A 17,788-nucleotide genomic window follows, 5' to 3' on the forward strand; every position below is an offset into this window, starting at 1 on the left:
CTCCCTTCGGTTGAGGTGAGGTGTTTCGGACGGCCGTGTTCAGGGGCCCGACGAAGGACGGTTCGTCAGGCGCTCATGGCCGGGACACAGGTCTTGGCCGGTCGCACACAGGCGACGGGGTCCTCGGCCGCGGGCATCGACGACAGATGGCCGGCCTCGGCGTCGGCGGGGCGCCGGCGGAAGATGCTGTGCAGGATCATGCTGAACACGGCCGTCCCGTCGGCGGCCACGAGCGTGCACCGCGGCTTGACGGTGCCGGTGGCGGGATTGAACGGCGACGGGGTCGCGCCGAGGACCTCGACGCGGGCGGTGAGGACGTCACCCGGGCGGACGGGCCGCAGGTAGCGGACCTCGTCGATGCCGGGCGAGCCCGTGCAGGCGCTGTAGGCGAGCAGTCCGTCGACGTAGCGGCGCATGAACATCGACTGGGTGTGGAACCCGCTGGCGATCAGACCGCCGAACGGGGAGTCCTTCGCGAGCTCGGGGTCCGTGTGGAAGGGCTGCGGGTCGAAGCGCCTGCCGAACTCCAGCACCTCCTCCGCCGTGACGGTGACGGTGCCCAGTTCATGGACGTCGCCGGGCCGGAAGTCCTCGAAGTAGCGCATCGCGCGCCCCCCTTGACCTAGGAGTCTGCGTTTCCTGGCATCACCCAATCTACGAATCAGTCATTTATTTTGTCAACCCAAAAGAAGGACCCGAAGGGCCCTTCATCACAACGCTTGCTCTATGTCGCTCCACAGGTCCTCGACGTCCTCGATCCCGACCGACATCCGCACGAGACCGGGCGCGATCCCCGCGGCCGCGAGCGCGTCCGCGTCCAGCTCGCGGTGGGAGGTGGACGCCGGATGGGCCACCAGCGTCTCCACGCCGCCGAGCGACAGCGCGAGCTTCGCGAGCCGTACGCGCTCGATGAACGCCCGGCCCGCCTCCCGCCCCCCGGCGAGCTCGAAGGAGAGCAGCCCCCCGCCGCCGGCGAGGACCTTCCGGGCGGTGTCGTACGAGGGATGGCCGGGGCGCCACGGGTAGTGGACGGCCGTGACGCCGGGGCGGGACGCGAGGAGCTCGGCGAGGGCGGCGGCGTTGGCGCAGTGCTCCCGCATCCGCAGCGGCAGCGTGGGGATCCCGCGCAGGGTGAGCCAGGCCGCGAACGGGTCGGCGCAGGCGCCGAGTTCGACCGTGCGGGGCCACACCCGGCGGCGCAGCGCGTCGTCCGCGAAGACGGCGGCGCCGCCGAGGACGTCCGAGTGCCCGGAGAGGTACTTGGTGGTGGAGTGCACGACGACGTCGGCGCCGAGCTCCAGGGGGCGGCAGAGCACGGGCGAGGCGAGCGAGTTGTCGACCATGCTCGTCACCCCGAGGGCGCGGGCGGCGGCGAGCAGTCCCGGCAGGTCCGGGACCTGGCCGGTGGGGTTGGCGATCGTCTCCAGGACGAGGAGCCGGGTGGCGGGGTGCACGGCGGCGGCCTCGAACTCGGCCGGATCGTCGCCGGATATCCGTACGACCTCGATCCCGTACCGCTCGGCGAGGTCCGTCAGGACGGCGTGCGTCCCGCCGTACAGGCAGCGCTGGGCGACCACCCGGTCGCCGGGCTTGAGCAGGGCGAGGAGGACGCCGCTGATGGCGCCCATCCCAGAGGCGAAGGCGATGGCCCCCTCCCCCGACTCGAGCCCCGCGAGGGTCTGCTCCAGGGCCCTGACGGTCGGGTTGCCGCGGCGGCTGTAGACGTACCTGCCGTCGGGGTCGGCCATCGCGCCGGCGAGCTCGGCGGCGGAGTCGAAGGCGAAGGCGGAGGACTGGACGAGGGGCACGGAGAGCGGCCAACTGCCACCCTGGAAAGGCTCGTTGAAGACGTGCACGGCGCGGGTGTTCAGTTCCACGGGGAATCCTCTCCGAATGCGGGAAATCCGAATACGGGAAAGGGGCCGCCCGACGTCCGGGGTCGGACATCGGGCGGCCCCTTCGGGGCGGGGATCAGACGGAGACCTTCTCGCCCTGCGGAGCGGCGGCGGCGGCCTCGGCCGCGACCGTCTTGTCGCTCTTCATGACGAGGAGGGTGAGGACACCGCCGACGGCGGCGATGATCGCGGCGCCGATGAAGGCGGAGGAGAAGCCCTCCGTCAGCTTCGGCAGGTTGCCGAGCTGGTCGGCGCCCTGGGACATGGCGACGGCGGTGAGCGCGGCCAGGCCGAGCGCGGAGCCGACGTTGTAGGTGGTGTTGACGATGCCGGAGGCGAGACCCGCCTGCTCCTGCGGGGCGTTGGCCATCGCGCTCATCATCGTCGGGATGTAGGCGAGGGACATGCCGAGCGCGGCGACCAGCGAGGCAGGCAGGACGTCGACGAGGAAGGTGCCGGTGGGCTCGACGGCCGCGAGCCAGACCAGACCGGCGGCGAGGACGAGCAGACCGCCCGCGATGAGCGGCTTGGCGCCGACCTTCATCATGAGCCGGGCCGTGATGGCCGTCATGAAGATCATGAGGAGCACGGTCATCGGGAGGAGCGCGGCACCGGACTCGAAGGCGCCGTAGCCGAGGACCTGCTGGAGGTACAGGTTGAGGAAGTACCACATCGGGATCCACGCGGCACCGAGCAGCGTCATGGCCAGGTTGGCCGAGCCCAGGCGCGGGACCCGCCAGACGCTGAGCGGCATGAGGGGCTCGCGGATGCTCTTCTGGATGACGAAGAAGAGGATCAGGAGCACCGCGGCGCCGACCAGTTCGAGGATCGTGGCGGTGGCGCCCCAGCCGACCTCGGGGGCACGGACGACGGCGAAGACGGCGAGCGCGAGACCGGCGGTGACGGCGACGGCACCGAGGATGTCGACGGAGCCGCGGCGGGACTCGACGTTCGGGAGCAGCTTGGTGGCGGCGAGGGTCGCGAGGCCGATCGGGATGTAGATGATGAAGACCCACTGCCAGCTCACCCACTCGGTGAAGACACCACCGAGGAACACGCCCGCGGTGCCGCCGGCGGGGGCCGCGGCGCCGTAGAGCGCCATCGCCTTGCCGAGCTCCTTCGGGTCGTGCATGAAGAGCATCATGAGCAGGGTCATGGCGGAGGGCGCGATCAGCGCACCGCCGACGCCCTGGACGGCGCGGCCGACGATCTCGACCCAGGCGGTCTGCGCGGCGGCGGCCACGACCGAACCGGCGATCATGACGGCCCAGCCGGAGACGAAGATCTTGCGGGCTCCGACGAGGTCGGAGAGGCGTCCGCCGAGGAGCAGCAGGCCGCCGAAGACGATCACGTAGGCGTTGAAGATCCACTGGAGCTCGCTCTGCGAGAAGCCCAGGTCCTTCTGCATCTCGGGGAGTGCGACGCCGATGATCGAGGTGTCCATGATGACCATGAACTGAGCGGCGGCGAGCACGACAAGTGCCCACCAGCGCCGGGGATTGACGGTTGACATTGCCCTGACCCTTCACTCGCTGCTGCATACCCCTAGGGGGTACTTGTGCGGAGCACCGTAGCATACCCATGGGGGGTATGTAAGAGTGAGATGAGGGAGCACGGGAAGCATCCGCTCCGCACTCATGGCAGCGCGCGGGAAGCACTGCCTCCGCGCTTGCGGCGCCGCGCGGGAAGCGCTTGCTCCAGACCTGCGGCGACGCGCGGGAAGCGTTTCCTTCACACCTGCGGCGACGCGCGGGAAGCGTTTCCTTCACACCTGCGGCGACGCGCGGGAAGCGTTTCCTTCACACCTGCGGCGCCGCGCGGGAAGCGCTTCCCCGCACCTGCCGCGGCGCGTCGGAAGCGCCGCCTCCGTGCCCCGGGCCGGGCAGAATGCCCCCATGACCGCAGACCAGGACCCCGCCCTGCTCCAGCGCTGGAACACCACCCTGCTCGCCGCCCGCGCCGGCCGCGAGGGCCCCGACCCCGCCCCGTACGGCCGGAACCTGCTGTCCCGCTGGGCCGAACCGCAGCGCCGCTACCACACGGTCGCCCACCTCAGAGCGGTCCTCGACCGCATCGACGAGCTCGCCGACCAGGGCGGAGAGGGCGGCGAGCTGGAGCTCGTACGGCTCGCGGCCTGGTTCCACGACGCCGTCTACCGCCCGGACCGCTCGGAGAACGAGGAACGCTCGGCGACCCTGGCCGAGAAGGCGCTCACCGAAGCCGGCCTCACCCCGCACGAGGTGAGCGAGGTGGCCCGCCTGGTCCGCCTCACCACCACCCACGACCCGGCCGCCGGCGACCTCAACGGCGAGACCCTCTGCGACGCGGACCTGGCGATCCTGGCCACCGACCCGGATACCTATCGGGGGTATACGGCGGCGGTCCGCGAGGAGTACGCCTTCGTCCCCGAACCGGACTTCCGCAAGGGCCGCGCCGCCGTCCTGCGCCAGCTCCTCGGCCTCCCCCGCCTCTTCCGCACCCCGTACGGCGCGGCGGTCTGGGAGGAGAGGGCCCGGGAGAACCTGGAACGGGAACTCGCGGAACTGGCGGACATGTCCGGCAAGAACTGAACGAACCGGCCGGAAGGGCCCCGCCGACGCCAAAACGTAATGAGGAAGGACCCCCACCGCCGGTAAGATCATTTTCGTTTGTTCTTGACCCGCGAGAGACGCCAGGAAAGCAAAAGAAAATGAGACTGAACAGGGCCCTTCCGATCGTCGCCGTCATACCGGCCCTGCTTCTGGCGTCCGCGTGCAGCGGGGAATCCGCGGAATCCGGAGAAAAGAAGCCGAAGGCGACCGCACAGAGCGCCGACGAGAAGAATTCCGCGGAGGCGAAGCGCATCGGCGCCCTCGACGCCGCGCAGCTCGAAAAGGCCGCCCTCACCGGAAAGGCCGCCGGATACGAGGCCAGGAAGATCGCCAAGGCCGAGGTCGAGGCCGGCCGGGACATGAAGTCCGACAACAAGGCCTGCCAGCCCCTCGCCAGCCTGATCGGCGGCTTCACCCACCTCCCCGCCGTGGGCGTCGCGCACCGCTCCCTCAAGCCCACCGCCGCCACCGACGCCACGGTCGGCTCCATGTGGCTCGCCTCCCACTCGGAGCCCGACGCCACCCGCGTCATGACCGACCTCCGCGCCGCCGTCACCGCCTGCCCCAAGGGCTTCAAGACCCTCGGCCTCACCTACGGCAAGGTCGAGAGCCTCCCGGCACCGAAGCTCGGCGCCGGCGCCGACGAGACCGTCGCGTACCGGATCACCGGCGACATCGGCAAGCAGAAGGTCCCCATGACGTACACCGTGGTCCGCAGCGGCGGGGTCGTCGCCGCCTTCTACGGCGTGAACATGCTGGACCCGAAGCAGGCGGCGATCCCGGTGCCGGTGGTCGACGCCCAGCTGAAGAAGATCGCGGACGCGAGGGGCTGATATCGCCCGTCGGAGAAACGGGAAGGGGCCGTCCCCGGTGCGGATGCACCGGGGACGGCCCCTTTCATTCGACGATCAGTTGACGCTTCCCGATTCCGCCGGGAACTCCGGCGGCCAGGGCGATTCGTACAACGACTTCTGCGCACCCATCAGGGCGTACTCCGCCTCCCGCCAGCTCGGATGGGCGCTGACGACGAAGCTTTCGCCCTCTGGATCCAGGATCCAGGTGTACTCGGCGTCCGCCGCCGGAATGCCGTGCCGTTCGCTGAGCACGCCGAACTCGGCGGCGGTCGCCCGCCGGATGCGGAGCCCGTTCGGGTAGAGGGGCTTGAGGAACATCAGCTCCACATGCCCGAAGCAGACCTCGACCCTGGTCGTGGTCTGGTCCACCAGCGTGGCCTCGCTGATCAGGAAGAGCTGCCGGTGCGAGGGGTTGAACCCGCCGACTCTGAAGAGCCGCCCTTCCCGGACGAAATCTGTCACTGCTCTCTCTTCCTCAGTCGACCGGCGTTCCGTTGGGGTACGTGAAGCGATCCGGGTAGACCCGCTTGGGCACCATCTTGCCGGTCTCCTCGTCGAGCACCTTCATGTACCACTTGATGGAATCCCAGGTGCGGTACTCCATACGGACGGCCGTGCGGAGTTTGATCATCTCCCATGCGGTTCCGTAGCCGCCGGCCTGGACGGCGCTCCAGTCATTGGCCGGGATCGTCTCCCCTCGCGCCAGAAGCTTGCTCAGCGCCTCGTTGGCGGTCGCGGCGCCTTCGACACCGTCCAGGGACACCGAGATCTCCACGTTGGGGTTGACCACCGCCCGCTCGACGCCCACCGTCCACAGGGCGCGAGACCCCATCCCCATGCTGGCCGGGAGTTCGGTGCCGTACACCTTGTTGTTGAACGTGTCCGCGCCGCCGCCGAGGAACTTGGCCAGCTCGTCCGAGTGGGGGTTGACCCCGAGGACGACGCGATCGCCGTCCTTGACGATGTCCTTGAGGACCTCGGTGCACTTCTTGACGACGTCGGAGTCGGACGACGCGATGGAGAACGACGCGAGCTTGAAGGTCGCGGTGTCCGCGACCTCGCACGCCTCGCCGATCTTCCGGAAGATCCGGCTGATGATGCCCTGGACGGCGGCCTCGGTCAGACCGATGGTGCGGAGCGCCTTGTAGGCGTCCATGAAGCCGATGCCCGTCCTCATGGCGGCGTCCAGCGCCATCACTCCGGCCTTCGCCGTCCTGAAGAGCACGCCGCCGACGAACCAGCTGGCCGCCCAGGCGCAGTCGCCCCAGCTGCCGCCGGAGACGCCCGGCGTGAGCAGCTTGGCGCAGCCGATGAAGTCGCCGAGCAGGATGTCGACCGGATCGATGCCCGAGTTGAACTCGGTCATCGTCAGCGTGATGCTGAGGGTCTTCGTCTCGGCCTTCGCCACCTCGGGGCCGAGGTAGACGGTCTCGGCTGCCGGGCAGCTGCCCGAGGCCGTGTACTGCTCCCACGGCACCATGCACATGTACACGTCGACGTGGGACTTGTACGTGACGTCGGCCGTGATCTTGCAGTCGCCGATGTGGATGATCGGGTTGCAGTTGTCCTTCTTGACGTTCTGCGGCTCGCCGATGTACTCGATGTGGTCGAGGACCGCCCACACATCGCTGATGCCGGTGGTGACGCCCTGCGAGATCTGCTCGCTGTTGCCGTTCTTCTCCGTGCGGTCCGCGGCGGCCTGGGCCTCCTCCGCCGCGTCCCTGGCACCCGCCGCGGCCGTCTCGGCCGCCGTCGCGTCCTCCTCCGCCTTGGTGGCGGTGGCACGGGCGCTGGCCGCGTCCTCCTCGGCCTTGGTGGCCACGGCGCGGGCGTTGGCGGCGTCCTTCTCCGCCTCGGTCGCCGCCGCGTCCGCCGCGTTCGCGTCGGACTGCGCGTCCGACGCCGCCGACGACGCCTTCAGGGCGTCCTCGCCGGCCGCCATGGCGTAACCGTCGGCACGGCCGGCGGCCGCCTGGGCGTCCTTGGCGTCCTTCGCGGCCTGGACGGCCGAGGACTGGGCCCGCTGGTACGCCTTGGCGGCGCGCAGCGAGTCGGCCGCCGCCGCGGCGGAGGCCTCCGCCGCGAGCTTCATGTCGGCCGCGGCCTGTGCGGCCAGGGCCTTCGCCTCGGCGGAGAACTCCTCGGCCTGGTTCGCCGTCGCGGCGGCGGACGCGGCCTGCTGCTGCGCGATCGTCAGCGACTGCTGTCCGGTCAGCACCGCGAACGCCGCGGAGCTGTCGTCCTCCTGGAACGGGCCGCCGAGCGCGATGGCCTCGTTCGCCGGCTTGTTCACCGCGGCCGCGGAGTCACGGGCCGCGAGCGAGGACTGCACGGCCGCGAGCGCCTTGCCCGCGGTGGTCGCCGCCCAGGACGCGGTCTGCGCCGCCTCGGAACGGGCGGCCGCAGCCTCCGTCTTGGCGACCTTGGCCGCCGCGGACGCCTTCTCCGACTGCTCCTTGGCACCCTTGGCGTCGGCCGCGGCCGCCTGCGAGGCGTCGATCGCCTCGGCCGCCGCCGCGTGGGCCGCGGCGGCGGAACCGGCCGCGATCCAGTAGGACGCCCAGGCACTGTCGGCCGCCGCCTTGGCGCGGGACGCGGAGCCCTGCGCCTTGGTGGCCGCCTCGCGGGCGTTGGTCGCCGCGGCCGTGGCCGCGTTCGCCGCCGCGCGGGCGTTGGTGGCCGCCGTGGTCGCCTCGTTCGCGGCGGAACGGGCGTCGGTCGCGGCGGCACGGGAGGCGGTTGCCGCGTCCGTACCCTCGTCGGCTGCGGCGTTGGCCTCCAGGGCCGCCGCCTTCGCGTTCAGCGAGTCGCGCCGCTGCTCGGCCTCGAGGGCGTTGTCGCGGGCGGCGACCGCGTCGCGCTCCGCCTGCTCGGCGACGGCCCGCTTGGACGCGGCCGTGGATCCCGCCGCCTCGGCCGAGGCGCGGGCGTCGCTCGCGATCCGGCCCTGGGCGACGGCGTCGGCCTCGTGGCCCGCCGCCTTGTCCCGCTCGCGCTCGGCGGTGGCCCGGTAGGCCGCCGCGTTGGCGCGCTCCAGCTCGGCGACGGCACGCTGCGCCTGCGCGTCGGCCGCCGCCTGCTTGGCGTCCTGCTCCTCCGCGAGGGCCTTCTCCTTGGCCTTCTTGGCGGTCTCGGCGTTCGCCGCGGCCGAGGCCGCGTAGGCGTCGGCGCTGTCCGCGGCGGCCTTCGCCTGGGCGGCGGCCTCCTGGGCGGCGATGCGGCGGAACTCGGTGTTGACGGCGTGCGCCTCGGTCTTCGCCAGGGCGAGCAGCGCCTCGGACGTCGACACGGTGGCGTTCGCCGCGTTCAGGGCCGTCTCGGTCGCCTTGGAGGCGGCCGTCGCGGCCGCGCCCGAGGCACGGGCGACCTGCACGGACTGCCGGGCGTACATCAGACCCCGGCCGCGCGGCACCTCGGCGGCGTCCGCGATGGCCCAGGCCTGCTGCTGGCCGGTCACCGCGCGCGCGGCGGCGGCGTTGGCGGCGGTGGCCTGGTCCTTGGCGGTGGTGACCAGCGCCTGGACCTTGCCCCGGGCGTTCGCGAGGTCGGCCTTCGCCTTGTCGAAGAGGGCCTGCTTCGGCTTGAGGATGTGGTCCGGGTCGGCCTCCAGCTGGTCGTGCCAGTACTTCTGCCAGCGCAGGATCTGGTCCGCGCGCCACGCCTGGCCGATGGCCTCGATCATGGCGGCGGTGGCGGACCGGGTCGCGGCGGCGGCGTCGGCCTCCGCCTGCATGATGACGGCGCGCGGCGCGGCCTGACCGGCGTACTCCGCCTCCCATTCGGCCGAGGCCTGGGAGACGGCCTCGCTCAGGGCGTTGCGCGGGTCGACCGGGTCGGCGTGGTTGCACGAGGCCCACGACTGCTTGAGGTTCTCGACCTCGACGCGGAACTCGGGCGTGCCCTCGGTGACCTTGCCGGCGGGGAAGCCGCCGTACCGCAGGTACCTGGCGATGTCGGAGGACGTGGTGCCGCCGAAGAAGCGGGTGTTGGCGACGTTGGAGTCCCGCAGCATGATGTCGGCCGCGAAGTCGTTCCAGCTGTCCTGGCCGCGGTTCTGCTCGGTGATCTGCCGGGCCTTGGCGATCGCCTCGGGGCTCGCGTTGGTGTGCGCGTCCCAGCCGATGCGCTCGGCCAGCTTCGCCTGGGTGGCGGAGGTGAACGCGATGACGTCGGCGCCGAACTCCGGTGCGTGCAGCGTGATCCCGTCGTCGAACGAGCTCATCGCGTACGGCTTGTTGGCGTCCTCCAGGATCGCCTTCTGGGCCGCGAAGGCGTCCAGGTAGGCGTAACCGGCCTCACGGTCCTGGTCGTTGGCCTGCCCCAGGGGCATGAAGCCGATCCAGCCGCGCTCGCCGACGACGGCTTCCAGCTGGGCGTTGCCACCGGTCAGACCCTGCATGGCCAGGGCCTTCGTCTTGGCGCCGCCCGCGTGCAGGGCGACACCCGCGAGGCACCGGTTGAGGCGCGGGGTGGAGCGGACGTCGCTGATGACGGCGGTGAGTTCGTTGAGCCGGCGCAGGGCGTCGTCGGCGTCGCGGAAGATCGTCCGCATGCCGTCGGAGACCTTCTCGATCGCCTGGGCGAGCGCGGGGATACGGCCCACGATCACGGCGGACGACGGGATGTCGACCAGCGCCCAGAGGCAGTCGTCGACGTCGGACCCGGCCAGGCAGGTCTTCACCTTGGCGGCGTCGAGCTGCTCGAAGAGGATCCGTCCGCCGTTGGCGTCGGCCCACTCGACGACGTTCACGGAGACGGCCGCGAGGCCCTGCCGGTAGTCGTCGACGCAGGTCTGGCCGCAGGCGTCGAGCAGGATCTGCTCCTCGCGCTCGCCGAGCACGGGCCAGTTGGAGGCGCCGCCCTTGATGGGCGTGGTGCCCTCGGCGAGCGCGCTCTTGTGCGCGGCCTCGTTCTTCTCGCGCTGTTCCTGCTCGGCCTTCTTCGCGGCCTCCTCGGCGGCGGTGCTGTCGCCCGCCGCGTCGCCGGCCTTGGTCTCGGCGTCCTTGGCGTCCTGCTCGGCCTTGGCCGCCTTCTCCGCGGCCTCCTTGGCCGCGTCGGCGGACCGGCCGGCCCTTCCGTTGGCCTCGGCGGCGTGCCGCTCGGCGTCGGTGGCCTCACGGTCGGCCTCGGTGGCCGCGTCGCTCGCCTCGTCCGCGGTGAGGCGGGCGGAGGCGGCGTCGTTCCCGGCCTGTACGGCGTGTTCGCCGGCGGTGTCGGAGGCGGTCTTCGCGCCCTGCTGCGCGTCGGCGGCCTCGGCCGCGGACGCCTGGGCGCGGGTCACGGCCTCGGCGGCGCGGGCCGAGTCCGAGGCGGCCGCGGCAGCGGCCTCGGCGGCGAGCTTCGCGTCGCCGGTGGCCTGCGCGGCAGTCTGCTGGGCGGACTGTGCCGCCTGCTCGGCCTGCGCGGCCTTGGCCTCGGCGGCCGCGGCCTGCTGCTCGGCGACCGTCTTGGCCGACTGGCCGACGAGCACGGCGAACGCGGCCGCGCTGTCCTTCTCCTGGTACGGCGCGCCGTACGAGATGGCGTCGCCGGCGGCGGTACCCGCTGCCGTGGCGCTGTCGCGGGCGGCGAGCGCGGCCTGGCCGGCGGCGTAGGCGCGGCCCGCGGCGGTCCCGGCGGACTTCACGGCCTCGGCGGCCCCGGTCCCGGCGGCGATCGCCTCCTGCTCGGCCTTCTTGGCGAGCCCGGTGGCGTTCTCCGACGCCGTGGCGGCGTTGTCCGCGCGGATCGCCGCGTCCTTCGACGCCTCGAGCGCGGTGGCCGCGGCGGCGTGCGCGGTGGACGCCTCGCCGAGGGAGGTGCGGTACGCCGACCACGCGGCGCTCGCACTCGCCTGGGCGCGCGCGGCGGCGCCCTCCGCCGTGGTGGCGGCGGAGCGGGCCGTGACGGCGGCGGCGGTGGCCTGGTCCGCGGCGGTCTGCGCGGCGGTGGCGGCCTGTGCGGCCTCGGTGGCGGCCGTACGGGCGGCGGTGGCGGCCGTACGGGTCTCGGCGGCGGCCGCGGTGCCCTCGGCGGCGGTGGCCGCGGCTTCGAGGGCGGCGGCGCGGGCGGCGGTGGCCTGCTTGGCCTGGAGGGCGGCGACGGCCTTCTCGCGGGCGGCCTGCGCGGCCTTGGCCTTGGCGTCGGCGAGCGTCCGCTTGGCCCTGGCGTCGCTGCTCGCGGTCCCGGCCGCCGTGTCGGCGCCGGTCGCCGTCGTCTGCTGGGTGGCGGCGCGCTGCTCGGCCGCCGCGGCCTTGGCGCGCTCGGCGGCGGCCTTGGCGCGGGAGGCGACGGCGGTGGCCTGCTCCGTCTGGGCCTTGGCGCGCTCGGTGGCGGCGGTGCCGGCGGCGGCCTTCGCCTTGTCGCGCTTGTCCTCGGCCGTCGTACGGGCGGCCTTGGCGGTGTTCGCGCTCTCGGCGGCGGCCGTGGCGTTGGCCTCGGCGCTGTCGGCGGCGGCCTTCGCCTGGGCGGCGGCCTCCTGCGCGGCGACGCGGCGGAACTCGGTGTCGATCGCGCGCGACTCGGTCTGCGCCTTGGCGAGCAGCGTGTCGCTGGTGGCGATCGTCGCGTCGGCGGCGTTCAGCGCGGTCTCGGCGGCCTTCGCGGCGGCCGCGGCGACCGCCGAGGAGGCGCGGGCGACCTGCACCGACTGCTGGGCGTACATCAGACCCCGGCCGCGCGGCACGTGGGTCGCGTCGGCGACGCCCCAGGCTTCCTGCTGGGCGGTCGAGGCCTTCTCCGCGGCGGTCGCGGCCGTGGCGGCCTGCGCCTTGGCGGAGGCGACGAGGGTGGCGACGTTGGTCCGGGTCCGGGCCAGGTCGGCCGTGGCCTTGTCGTAGAACGCCTGGTCCGGCTTCTCCAGGATCGTGTCCGGGTCCTGGGCGAGCTTGTCCGTCCAGTACTTGCGCCAGGTCAGGATCTGGTCGGCGAACCAGGCCTGCTCGATGGACTGGATCATCAGGTCGGTGGCGGTGCGGGCCGCCACCGAGGCGTCGACCTCGGCCTTGATGATCGTGGCGCGCTGGGTGGCCTGGCCGGCGTACTCCTGCTCCCACTCGACCATCGCGTCCATGACGGGCTCGTTGAGCTTGCGTCGCGGGTCGACCGGGTTCTGCCAGTCACAGGCGGCCCAGGCCTGCTTGAGGTCCTCGACCTCGATGCGGTACGCGGCGGAGTCCTTGACGGGGGCCTCGACGGCGTAGCCGCCGCGCCTCAGGTAGGAGGCGATGTCGCTGGACGTCGTGCCGCCGAAGTAGTCCCAGGCGACGTCGCTGTCCCGCAGCATGTCGTCGGCGGCCCAGTCGTGCCAGGAGTCCTTGCCGCGGTTCTCCTCGGTGACGGCCTTGGCGCGGGCGACGGCCTCGGGGCTCGCCTTGCTGTGCTCGTCCTTGCCGAGGCGCCAGGCCAGCTGGGTCTGGGCGACGACGGCGTGCCGGGTGATCGCGTCGGCGAAGCTCGGCGCGTGCCACTCCATGTCGTCGCTGGCCCAGGCGGACTCGCGGTAGGGCTTGTTGGCCTCGTCGAGGGCCGTGGTGCGGGCCGTCTCCGCGGCGAACTGGGCGTCTCGCGCCTCCTTGTCGCCGTCGGCGGCCTGGCCCAGGGGGCCGTAGCCGATCCAGCCGCGGTCGCCGACGGCCTCGCGGAGCTGCTCCTCGGTGCCGGTGAGGCCCTCGACGGCCTTGGCCTTCATCAGGGGGCCGCCGACGTGCAGCGCGACACCGGCGAGGCAGCGGTCGAGCCGCCGGTCCTGGCCGATGCTGTTGCGGGAGTATCCGGTGTCCGTCTCGGGGGTGGTGTCGGCCGCGGCGGGCGAGGCCTGGACCAGGCCGGTGAGGACGGCCGTGGCGGTGACCAGCGCGGTCGCGCCGGTGGCCCGGGTGAGGGCGTACCGCATGCGACGCCGGCGTCTGCCGACGTCTCTGAACAGGGACATTTTCTGCCTGGCAATCTCTCGATCGTGAGGCAGCGCCCTGATCCGGGCATGACAGAGAGCGGCTTGCCGCCGGGTGGTGTTCCCCCTGGTCACGACACATGCCGGCACTCGGTTCTCCCCATGAACCGGCACTGCCGCTTACGTCGCGACGATGCCACGCCGCGCCCCCGCCCGTGAAGATCAAATAATCTGGACCAAGGTCACACGGCACCCCAGGGGCGGGCAAACCGACCGCGTTGTTGATCATCTTGTTACCCGGCGTAAGGAACCCGGGTCGGGGCGGATCCGTCCCGCATGCCAAGACGTTCCCGTCACCCCGGAATGACAGGCACAAACCACAGGTTGACCCATGTCATGCCGTCTTCCTCAGCCGAGCGCACGACATCCGCCACCACCCCCTCCCCCTCCATACCCCCCACCCGTATGCCCCTGGCCGTCTACATCCTCGGCCTCTCCGTCTTCGCCCTGGGCACGAGCGAGTTCATGCTCTCCGGGCTCCTGCCGCCCATCGCGGAGGACATGGGCGTCTCCATCCCCCGCGCGGGGCTGCTCATCTCCGCCTTCGCGATCGGCATGGTCGTCGGCGCGCCGCTGCTCGCCGTCGCGACGCTCCGGCTGCCCCGCAAGACGACCCTGGTCGCCCTCATCACCGTCTTCGGCCTCGGACAGATCGCCGGCGCCCTCGCCCCGAACTACGCCGTCCTCTTCGCCTCCCGCGTCGTCAGCGCGCTCGCCTGCGCCGGGTTCTGGGCCGTCGGCGCGGCCGTCGCCATCGCGATGGTCCCCGTCGGCTCCCGCGCCCGGGCGATGGCCGTCATGATCGGCGGCCTGTCCATCGCCAACGTCCTCGGCGTCCCCGCGGGCGCGTTCCTCGGCGAACACCTCGGCTGGCGCTCGGCGTTCTGGGCGGTCGGCGCGGCCTCCGCGATCGCGCTCGTCGGCGTCGTCACCCGCATCCCGCACATCCCGCTCCCCGCCACCAGGCCCCGCCTCCAGCGGGAACTGGCCATCTACCGCGACCGGCAGGTCCTCCTCTCCATCACGATCACCGCGCTCGCGGCGGGCGGCGTCTTCTGCGCCTTCTCCTACCTCGCCCCGCTCCTCACCGACGTCTCCGGGCTCGACGAGAGCTGGGTCTCGGCCGTCCTCGCCCTCTTCGGCATCGGCGCCCTGGTCGGTACGACGATCGGCGGCCGCGTCGCCGACGCCCACCTCTTCGGGGTGCTGCTCAGCGGCATCGCCGCGTCGACCGTCTTCCTGATCGCCCTGGCGGTCTTCGCGTCCAGCCCCGTCGTCACGGTCCTGCTCGCCTTCCTCCTCGGCGTCTCCGCGTTCTACACCGCCCCGGCCCTCAACGCCCGCATGTTCAACGTCGCCGGCGCCGCCCCCACCCTCGCGGGCGCCACCACCACCGCCGCCTTCAACCTCGGCAACACCGGCGGCCCCTGGCTCGGCGGCACCGTCATCGACGCCGGCCTCGGCTACGCCTCCCCCGCCTGGGCGGGCGCGGCGATGACCGCCCTGGGCCTGGCGACGGCGGCGGTGGCCCTCAAGCTGCACAAGTCCACCTCCCGCGTGGTCACGTCGGGCACGCCCCGGCAGCAGGAGCAGAAGGCCGACGCGCCCTGCTGACAGGCCGTTCGAAGAAAATCCCGCCGCGAGCGATGAGTTCCTCCATGATCGACGGTCAGAGCTCATGAACAGACCGGGACACGAGAAGCCGAGGAACCGACCATGCGCACCCTGATCAGCACCGCCTTCATCTCGCTCGACGGCGTCGTGGAGGCCCCGGGCGGCGAGCCCGGCTACCGGAACTCCGGGTGGACCTTCAAGGACGTCGAGTTCCTCCCCGAGGCGTTCGAGATCAAGGGCCGCGAGCAGAAGGAAGCGGCCGCGATGCTCATGGGCCGGACCAGCTACGAGGCGTTCAGCGCCGTGTGGCCCGACATGGAGGACTTCGCCGACTACAAGGCCATGCCGAAGTACGTCGTCTCCACGACCCTCACCGAGGACGACCTCGTCGACAACTGGGGCGAGACGACGATCCTGCGCTCCCTCGACGAGGTCGCCGCCCTGAAGGAGACCGAGGGCGGCCCGATCATCGTCCACGGCAGCGCCTCCCTGAACCAGGCCCTGTCGGACGCGGGCCTGATCGACCGCTACCACCTGCTCGTCTTCCCGCTCCTGCTCGGCGCGGGCAAGCGCCTCTTCAGCACCACCGACAAGGACACGCAGAAGCTGAAGCTCGTCGAGCACGAGGCCTACGCCAACGGCCTGCAGAAGAACGTGTTCGACGTCGTCCGCTGACCCGCCTAGGGTGACGCCCGTGACGACACGGATGATCATCCTCAACGGTGGTTCCAGCTCGGGGAAGTCCGGCATCGTGCGGTGCCTCCAATCCGTACTGCCGGACCCCTGGCTGGCGTTCGGCGTCGACTCGTTCGTCGACGCGCTTCCCGCGAAGATGCAGGACGACGACGCCGGGATCGTCTTCGACGCCGACGGCGGCGTCAGCGTCGGCGCCGGCTTCCGGGCCCTCGAGGCGGCCTGGGCCGGCGGGCTCGTGGCGATGGCCCGCGCGGGCGCGAGGATCGTCGTCGACGACGTCTTCCTCGGCGGCGCCGCCTCTCAGCAGCGCTGGCGCGAGGCCCTCGGCGACCTGCCCGTGCTGTGGGTCGGCGTCCGGTGCGAGAGCAGGGTCGCCGAAGGCCGGGAGATCGCCCGCGGGGACCGGACCACCGGAATGGCCGCACAGCAGGCCCTGAAGGTGCACGAGGGCGTGACGTACGACGTCGAGGTCGACACGACCCGCACAGAATCCCTGGAATGCGCCCGCGCGATCGCGGCCCGGCTGGGCTGACGCGCCTCAGGCGACCGGGCGGCCCTTCGGGCGGCGCAGGCCCGCCCGGGTGAGGTGGCCGAGCAGTTCCTTCGAACCGACCTCGATCGCGCCCGCCGCCACCGCGTCCGCGTACCGGTCCGACGGGATGTCGTAGTGGTCCCGCTCGAAGGCGCGCGGCGGCGCGCCGATCGACGCGGCGAAGGCGTGCAGCTCCTCGAAGGAGACGTCGCTGACCAGGTGCGACCACATGCGGCCGTGACCCGGCCAGGTCGGCGGGTCGATGTAGAGGCTCACGCCGTCACTCCCGTCACGTCAGGCCGCCCACCGGGGCCACCACCACGCCCTGCTTGCCGCAGACCCAGTGCGGGTCGGGGCCGAGCTCCGGCTCGACGTCGAGGGCGTGCGGGTCGCCCGAGGCGCAGACCGGGCAGAGCGGCCAGCGTCCGTACCGTTCGAGCAGGGCGTCCTGCACGTCCTGGGCGACGAGCCCGGCGACGTACGAGACCCCTTCGGGCCACTGCTCGACCCACCAGCGGCGGTGGGTCACCGCGTCCTCCACCATCGACACCACCTCTGCGGCGGCCACCTCCCGGGCCACCAGGTCGGCCAGCACCAGCGCGCGGGCGGTGTGCAGCGCCTGTTCCACGGGGTCGATGTCGTCCATGGACTCATTGTCACCCGCGCGGGGGAAAGGGCGAAGGTCCCCTCCGGATCCGGCGCCGAAGAGGGCCGACGGGGTCTTGTCGCCCCCCTCCGCCCGAAAGTATCTTTCACATGTGACCAATGACGTGAAGGAAAGTTTCACCAGCGACGCGCCCCCCGCCCCCGCCGCGCTCGCGGCCAAGGTACGGACCCTCGCGCCGTCCATGACCCGCTCCATGCAGCGGGTCGCCGAGGCCGTCGCCGGAGACCCGGCCGGCTGCGCCGCCCTCACGGTCACCGGCCTCGCCGAGCTCACCGGCACCAGCGAGGCGACCGTCGTCCGCACCGCCCGGCTCCTCGGCTACCCCGGCTACCGCGACCTGCGCCTCGCCCTCGCCGGCCTGGCCGCCCAGCAGCAGTCCGGCCGCGCCCCGGCCGTCACCGCCGACATCGCCGTCGACGACCCCATCGCCGACGTCGTCGCCAAGCTGGCCTACGACGAACAGCAGACCCTCGCCGACACCGCCGCCGGCCTCGACACCGTCCAGCTCGGCGCCGCCGTCGCCGCCCTCGCCACCGCCCGCCGCATCGACATCTACGGCATCGGCGCCTCCGGCCTCGTGGCCCAGGACCTCGGCCAGAAGCTGCTCCGGATCGGCCTCATCGCCCACGCCCCCAGCGACCCGCACCTCGCCGTCACCAACGCCGTGCAGCTCCGCTCCGGCGACGTCGCCATCGCCATCACCCACTCCGGCTCCACCGGCGACGTCATAGAACCCCTGCGCGTGGCCTTCGACCACGGCGCCACCACGGTCGCCGTCACCGGCCGCCCGGACGGCCCCGTCACCCAGTACGCCGACCACGTCCTCACCACCTCCACCGCCCGCGAGAGCGAACTGCGCCCGGCCGCCATGTCGTCCCGCACCAGCCAACTCCTGGTCGTCGACTGCCTGTTCACCTGCGTCACGCAGCGCACGTACGAGACGGCGGCCCCGGCCCTTGCCGCCTCCTACGAAGCCCTCGCCCACCGCCACTCCCCCAGAACCCGCTGA

13 protein-coding genes are annotated in these 17,788 nt (G+C 72.4%); 6 read left to right on the forward strand and 7 right to left on the reverse strand.

Going from position 1 to position 17,788, the window contains the following annotated elements:
* Positions 1–65: 65 nt before the first annotated feature.
* The 3 genes from GGE06_RS35710 to GGE06_RS35720 all read right to left on the reverse strand — a co-directional run bounded on the left by GGE06_RS35710 (position 66) and on the right by GGE06_RS35720 (position 3,408).
* Complete coding sequence (locus GGE06_RS35710) at positions 66–605, reverse strand: MaoC family dehydratase (protein ID WP_116159645.1); 540 nt, start codon at positions 603–605, stop codon at positions 66–68.
* A 105-nt stretch (positions 606–710) separates the two neighbouring features.
* Complete coding sequence (locus tag GGE06_RS35715; RefSeq protein WP_116159646.1) at positions 711–1,877, reverse strand: trans-sulfuration enzyme family protein; 1,167 nt, start codon at positions 1,875–1,877, stop codon at positions 711–713.
* Between the two features lie 94 nt (positions 1,878–1,971).
* Positions 1,972–3,408, reverse strand: coding sequence for an MFS transporter (locus tag GGE06_RS35720; RefSeq protein WP_184932728.1), 1,437 nt, complete (start codon positions 3,406–3,408; stop codon positions 1,972–1,974).
* Positions 3,409–3,790: 382 nt separating this feature from the next.
* Between GGE06_RS35720 and GGE06_RS35725 the strand changes: the two genes are divergently transcribed.
* Positions 3,791–4,465 (forward strand): HD domain-containing protein, encoded by a 675-nt coding sequence (locus tag GGE06_RS35725; RefSeq protein ID WP_184932729.1) that lies wholly within the window; start codon positions 3,791–3,793, stop codon positions 4,463–4,465.
* Between the two features lie 119 nt (positions 4,466–4,584).
* Entirely contained in the window at positions 4,585–5,319 is a 735-nt protein-coding gene (locus GGE06_RS35730; protein WP_184932730.1) for a hypothetical protein, read from the forward strand.
* 75 nt (positions 5,320–5,394) lie between these two features.
* Here GGE06_RS35730 and GGE06_RS35735 read toward each other — a convergent pair whose 3' ends face one another.
* Both GGE06_RS35735 and GGE06_RS35740 read right to left on the reverse strand, forming a co-directional pair.
* A complete protein-coding gene (locus GGE06_RS35735) occupies positions 5,395–5,802 on the reverse strand; it encodes a hypothetical protein (RefSeq protein WP_184932731.1) in 408 nt (135 codons plus the stop codon).
* A gap of 13 nt (positions 5,803–5,815) precedes the next feature.
* Positions 5,816–13,213 carry a polymorphic toxin type 27 domain-containing protein gene (locus GGE06_RS35740; RefSeq protein ID WP_246532928.1) on the reverse strand — a complete coding sequence of 2,466 codons (7,398 nt, stop codon included), beginning with the start codon at positions 13,211–13,213 and terminating at the stop codon, positions 5,816–5,818.
* 462 nt (positions 13,214–13,675) lie between these two features.
* On the opposite strand from GGE06_RS35740, the gene GGE06_RS35745 reads away from it, so the two are divergent.
* The 3 genes from GGE06_RS35745 (at position 13,676) to cpt (ending at position 16,112) form a co-directional block, all read left to right on the forward strand.
* Positions 13,676–14,884 carry a Cmx/CmrA family chloramphenicol efflux MFS transporter gene (locus GGE06_RS35745; protein ID WP_116159652.1) on the forward strand — a complete coding sequence of 403 codons (1,209 nt, stop codon included), beginning with the start codon at positions 13,676–13,678 and terminating at the stop codon, positions 14,882–14,884.
* 102 nt (positions 14,885–14,986) lie between these two features.
* Entirely contained in the window at positions 14,987–15,559 is a 573-nt protein-coding gene (locus GGE06_RS35750) for a dihydrofolate reductase family protein (RefSeq protein WP_116159653.1), read from the forward strand.
* 31 nt (positions 15,560–15,590) lie between these two features.
* A complete protein-coding gene (gene cpt / locus GGE06_RS35755) occupies positions 15,591–16,112 on the forward strand; it encodes a chloramphenicol phosphotransferase CPT (protein ID WP_116159654.1) in 522 nt (173 codons plus the stop codon).
* Between the two features lie 6 nt (positions 16,113–16,118).
* Here cpt and GGE06_RS35760 read toward each other — a convergent pair whose 3' ends face one another.
* Both GGE06_RS35760 and GGE06_RS35765 read right to left on the reverse strand, forming a co-directional pair.
* Positions 16,119–16,388 carry a DUF4031 domain-containing protein gene (locus GGE06_RS35760; RefSeq protein ID WP_116159655.1) on the reverse strand — a complete coding sequence of 90 codons (270 nt, stop codon included), beginning with the start codon at positions 16,386–16,388 and terminating at the stop codon, positions 16,119–16,121.
* Between the two features lie 13 nt (positions 16,389–16,401).
* The gene (locus tag GGE06_RS35765; RefSeq protein ID WP_116159656.1) at positions 16,402–16,758 is read right to left on the reverse strand and encodes a DUF8819 family protein; all 357 of its coding nucleotides are present in this window, start codon (positions 16,756–16,758) and stop codon (positions 16,402–16,404) included.
* 112 nt (positions 16,759–16,870) lie between these two features.
* Here GGE06_RS35765 and GGE06_RS35770 point away from each other — a divergent pair, with 112 nt between their 5' ends.
* Entirely contained in the window at positions 16,871–17,788 is a 918-nt protein-coding gene (locus GGE06_RS35770; RefSeq protein WP_116159657.1) for a MurR/RpiR family transcriptional regulator, read from the forward strand.

The organism is Streptomyces nymphaeiformis (assembly GCF_014203895.1).
Lineage (GTDB): Bacteria > Actinomycetota > Actinomycetes > Streptomycetales > Streptomycetaceae > Streptomyces > Streptomyces nymphaeiformis.

Excerpts from the sequence above, each read along its gene's own strand:
- GGE06_RS35730 (WP_184932730.1), top strand. The coding sequence starts at position 4,585 with ATGAGACTGAACAGGGCCCTTCCGATCGTCGCCGTCATACCGGCCCTG.
- GGE06_RS35710 (WP_116159645.1), bottom strand. The coding sequence starts at position 605 with ATGCGCTACTTCGAGGACTTCCGGCCCGGCGACGTCCATGAACTGGGC.
- GGE06_RS35745 (WP_116159652.1), top strand. The coding sequence starts at position 13,676 with ATGCCCCTGGCCGTCTACATCCTCGGCCTCTCCGTCTTCGCCCTGGGC.
- GGE06_RS35740 (WP_246532928.1), bottom strand. The coding sequence starts at position 13,213 with ATGCGGTACGCCCTCACCCGGGCCACCGGCGCGACCGCGCTGGTCACC.
- GGE06_RS35765 (WP_116159656.1), bottom strand. The coding sequence starts at position 16,758 with ATGGACGACATCGACCCCGTGGAACAGGCGCTGCACACCGCCCGCGCG.
- GGE06_RS35725 (WP_184932729.1), top strand. The coding sequence starts at position 3,791 with ATGACCGCAGACCAGGACCCCGCCCTGCTCCAGCGCTGGAACACCACC.
- GGE06_RS35750 (WP_116159653.1), top strand. The coding sequence starts at position 14,987 with ATGCGCACCCTGATCAGCACCGCCTTCATCTCGCTCGACGGCGTCGTG.
- cpt (WP_116159654.1), top strand. The coding sequence starts at position 15,591 with ATGATCATCCTCAACGGTGGTTCCAGCTCGGGGAAGTCCGGCATCGTG.
- GGE06_RS35720 (WP_184932728.1), bottom strand. The coding sequence starts at position 3,408 with ATGTCAACCGTCAATCCCCGGCGCTGGTGGGCACTTGTCGTGCTCGCC.